This is a genomic window from Mycobacterium sp., from assembly GCF_039583805.1.
GTDB lineage: Bacteria > Actinomycetota > Actinomycetes > Mycobacteriales > Mycobacteriaceae > Mycobacterium.
In genome coordinates this window covers 14,777-18,768 of record NZ_JAVKSH010000079.1, presented here as the reverse complement: position 1 = coordinate 18,768, position 3,992 = coordinate 14,777, and the positions used below count along the sequence as shown (strand labels likewise).

4 protein-coding genes and 1 pseudogene are annotated in these 3,992 nt (G+C 69.3%); 3 read left to right on the top strand and 2 right to left on the bottom strand.

Features of this window, described 5'->3' with window-relative positions; genetic code table 11:
* Positions 1-294: pseudogene (locus ABDW21_RS11915) on the bottom strand (LppA family lipoprotein); the annotation flags it as partial.
* A gap of 30 nt (positions 295-324) precedes the next feature.
* On the opposite strand from ABDW21_RS11915, the gene ABDW21_RS11910 reads away from it, so the two are divergent.
* The 3 genes from ABDW21_RS11910 (at position 325) to ABDW21_RS11900 (ending at position 2,539) form a co-directional block, all read left to right on the top strand.
* Complete coding sequence (locus tag ABDW21_RS11910; RefSeq protein ID WP_343600639.1) at positions 325-570, top strand: hypothetical protein; 246 nt, start codon at positions 325-327, stop codon at positions 568-570.
* A 100-nt stretch (positions 571-670) separates the two neighbouring features.
* Complete coding sequence (locus tag ABDW21_RS11905) at positions 671-1,375, top strand: histidine phosphatase family protein (RefSeq protein WP_343600640.1); 705 nt, start codon at positions 671-673, stop codon at positions 1,373-1,375.
* A 102-nt stretch (positions 1,376-1,477) separates the two neighbouring features.
* Positions 1,478-2,539, top strand: a complete 1,062-nt coding sequence (locus ABDW21_RS11900) for a nucleoside hydrolase (RefSeq protein WP_343710479.1) — start codon at positions 1,478-1,480, stop codon at positions 2,537-2,539.
* Positions 2,540-2,633: 94 nt separating this feature from the next.
* Here the strand turns inward: ABDW21_RS11900 and ABDW21_RS11895 are convergent.
* A partial coding sequence (locus tag ABDW21_RS11895) for a DNA polymerase Y family protein (RefSeq protein ID WP_343710478.1) occupies positions 2,634-3,992 on the bottom strand: 1,359 nt, incomplete at its 5' end.

The following is a 3,992-nucleotide window of genomic DNA, read 5'->3' as shown; positions in this document are numbered from 1 at the left end:
AGCTTCCTGACGCACGATATCGGCAGCGGTCTTGAACTCCGACGCAGAGAACGTGTGGCCGAAGTCAATACGCTTGGCTTCCGGCCGCCGCGCGATATCGGGGTCCAAGTTTTCGCATAGCGATCCGTCTCTGTAAGCGTCTCGCCCGTAGGAGTGGTCGTTCAATTTCCAGCTTTGGCCGGGCACGGCGGCGCTGATCCGGTCGGCGATCTCTCGGGCGGCGTTCGTGAGACGTTCCCGAGCGGCCTCGAAGGAACCCTCGGCGCGCATGCCGTCGATCAGCGTGATCTTCTTGAAGTGGGTTGAGCGGATGGATATTTGACGGTGGATGTCGTCGTGTCCCGTCGCGCCGGAATCGATATCGATAAATTAGAGGTGGTTGGGTATCCCCGTTTTCCGGGTCGTCGGCGCAAGCGGGTGTCGGAGGTGGTGACGTTTCGGGCGTTCGCCGGCGAGCTCGCGCAGTTTGCGGACTGGCTGACCGAAAATCGAGTCATCCAAGGTGGTGATGAAGGCGACTGTCCAATGTTGGAAGCCCGTAAGGCATGCGTTGACCGAGCGTGGGTTTGAGTTGATGCCGGGCCCACGGCGCCGGCGGGAGCCAGGGTCGGCTGTGGCCAACCGCGGCAAATGCGTCACGCGAACGCCGTCGGCAAGGCAGGCTATCCCCATGCCCAACCGCAGACTCATCTCCAAGGCACTGGCCGTCCTGGCCGCGGCGGCCGTCGTCGGCGCCTGCTCGTCGACGCCGCACGTGCGTGCCATCACCATCACCTTCGTCCGGCACGCCGAGTCCGAGGCCAACGCCGAGGGACTCATCAACACCGACGTGCCGGGGCCGGGTCTCACCGAGCAAGGCCGCGTCCAGGCCGAGCAGGGCGCCCGCCAGCTGGCCCGCAACGGCTACGACGGCGTCTACGCCTCCACCATGCTGCGCGCCCAGCAGACCGCCGCCCCGTTGGCCCACGACCTCGGCAAGCAGGTCGAAATCCTGCCCGGCCTGCGGGAAATCAACGCCGGCTGGTTCAACGGCACACGCACGGACAGGGCCGACCTGACGTATCTGCTGGCGCCGGCCGGCTGGCTCAGGGGCGACCGCCGCGAAGCCATCCCGGGATCGATCGACGGCACACAGTTCAACAACCAGTTCAGCGCCGCAGTCCAGAAGATCTACGAGAGCGGCGACAAAAAGCCCATCGCGTTCTCGCACGGCGTCGCGATCGCCTACTGGACGCTGATGAATGTCAAAAACCCCAACGACGGCCTGGCAACCAAGCATCCGCTGCCCAACATGGCGCGGGTGGTGATCACCGGCAGCCCGACGACGGGATGGCGACTGGTCGACTGGGACGGCATCCGCAACTTCAACTTCTGACCGACCCGACGGCACGATCGGCGCACAGCGCCTGCGCATCGTCGGGGTGCGAGGTTATCTCGTCGTGAGCAGCCCGGGCGGTGTGGTCACCGTGACGGCGTGATCGCCGATCCCGGTATCGTTGCCGCGGTGAGCGCAGCCGCCGGAGCCGCACTCCCCGTTTTCGCCGATGTGGACACCGGCGTCGACGACGCGCTGGCGTTGGTGTACCTGCTGGCCAGCCCGGACGCCGAGTTGGTCGGTATCGCCTCGACCGGGGGAAACGTTGCGGTACAACAGGTTTGCGCGAATAACCTCGGTTTGCTCGCACTGTGCGGGATCACCGGCGTACCGGTGTCCAAGGGTGCGGACGGCACCCTGACCGGCCCGATGCGCACACCTTCACAAGTCCACGGTCCCCGCGGCATGGGGTATGCGGACCTGCCGTCGACCGACCGTCGGCTGACCGGCTACGACGCCGCGAGCGCCTGGGTACGCGCGGCACACGCCTTTCCCGGCGAGCTGATCGGCGTGGCCACCGGCCCGTTGACGAATCTGGCGCTGGCGTTGGAGGCCGAACCCGCGCTGCCGACGCTGCTGCGCCGGCTGGTGGTCATGGGTGGCTCCTACGATCACCGCGGCAACACCACGCCGGTGGCCGAATGGAACATCAGCGTGGACCCCGAGGCGGCGGCCGCGGTGCTGACGGCCTGGGCGGCGGCGTCGGGTAAGGCCCCGATCCTGTGTGGCTTGGACCTGACCCGCAACGTGGCGATGACACCGCAGGTCCTGGTGAGGTTGGCGGCCGCGGCGGGGTCGACGACAACGGTGATGAGCGCTGACGACGAGCGGGGCACCCGCTCGTCGGCGTCCAATCCGCTGATCCGGGTGATCGAGGACGCGATGCGGTTCTACCTGGAGGCCTATCGCGACAACGGGCACGGATATCTGGCGCATCTGCATGATCCACTGGCGGCTGCCGTCGCGCTGGATCCGGATCTGGTGGCGACCCGTCCGGCGGCGGTGGATGTCGAGCTGGCCGGGACCCTGACGCGCGGCATGACGGTCACCGACTGGTCGGGACGTCGAGAACCGAACGCGCTCATCGGCGTCGACGTCGATCCGGCGGCGTTCTTCGACCGGTTCGTCGACCGGGTCGGGCTGTTCGCGCGCGGACTTGACTGAACCGTCGTCCGCGCCGGACGTGTACTGGCGGCGGGATTCTCGCGGGCGGATTCAAGGTTTTTTCGCCGTAGGTTCTCGCTCGGTGCGAGTGCGGTCACTCGTAGCGGCCTTCGAGGTACCAGCGCCGGTGGCGGTAGCACAGCAGCAGCGCACACTCGCCCTCCAGCAGCACCTGCGCCCGGGCGGTGCGGCCCCCGGTATGCTCGGGATCCCACCAGCGTTCGTCGACCGGCCACGGACCGGCCCACCAGAGCAGCCGACCACGGTGACCGGCGCCGTCCACCTGCGCCGGATCCGCGGAGAACATGCCCCGGCTGGTCACCCGTATCGGATTACCCTGGGCGTCAAGCACTTCCACCGGATCGTCGAGCAGCACCGTCGGTGAGGGCTCGGGCAGTTGACCCGGCCAGGGCTGACGCGGGTCGGCCCGTGGCACCGGCTCGTCGCCCAGCGGCGTCAGCGTGATGCGTTCGGCCGGGCCGCGACCGCCGGACAGCACCGGCACCTGCACCGCCTCCGGGCCGAGCAGGCCCTGCACCCGCACCAGCGCCCGGCGGGCGCGTAGCCGGTCGTCGTCGCCGAGACCGCCCCACAGCGGCAGCTGTAGGCCCCCTGATGCGGACACCACCTCCACCGCCTGCAGGCGCAGCGACGTCACCGGGGCGGTGGGTCGCTCTTCGGCGGTCCGCTGGTGCAACCAGCCGTCCAGTTGCCAGCGCACCCGATCGGCGGTGGCATCCTCGGTCAACGGCTCGGCGCAACGCCACACCCGTTGCAGCTCTTCGTCGTTCGCGGTGACGGCGTGGATGGCCAGCCGGGTGCAGCCCACCCCGGCGGCCAGCAACCTCTGATGCAACGTGGCAGCCAGCGAACGCCCGGCGAAGGCTGCGGCGTCGACCCGATCGATCGGGGGGTCGGGATGCAGTACGGCGTCGAGTTCCGGCGGCGGCGCCCGCCCGGATGGCCCGCGTTCCGGTTCGCCGCGGGCGAACCGGTGCGCGGTCACCGCGTCGGCGCCGAACCGTGACGCCACATCGGTGCACGACAGCGCGGCGAACTGCCCGATGCTGCGAATCCCCAACCGCCACAACAGATCGGTGAGTTCTTCGCGGCCCGGACCGGACAAGCTGGGCTCGGTGGCGAGTTGGCGGATCGACAACGCCGACAAAAACCGCGCGTCGGCGCCCGGCTCCACGATGCGGCCCGCGCGGGCGGCGAAGACCGCGGTGGACAACCGGTCGGCGATCCCGACCTGACACTCGGCGCCGGCCGCGGCCACCGCGTCGATCAGCCGCTCGGCCGCCGCCTCCTCGGACCCGAAAAAGCGGGCCGCCCCGCGCACCGGTACCACCACCAGCCCCGGCCGCAGCACCTCGGCGCGGGGCACCAGGTCGTCGACCGCGGCGAGCACCCCTTCGAAAAACCGGGCGTCGCGGTCGGCGTCGGCGGCCAC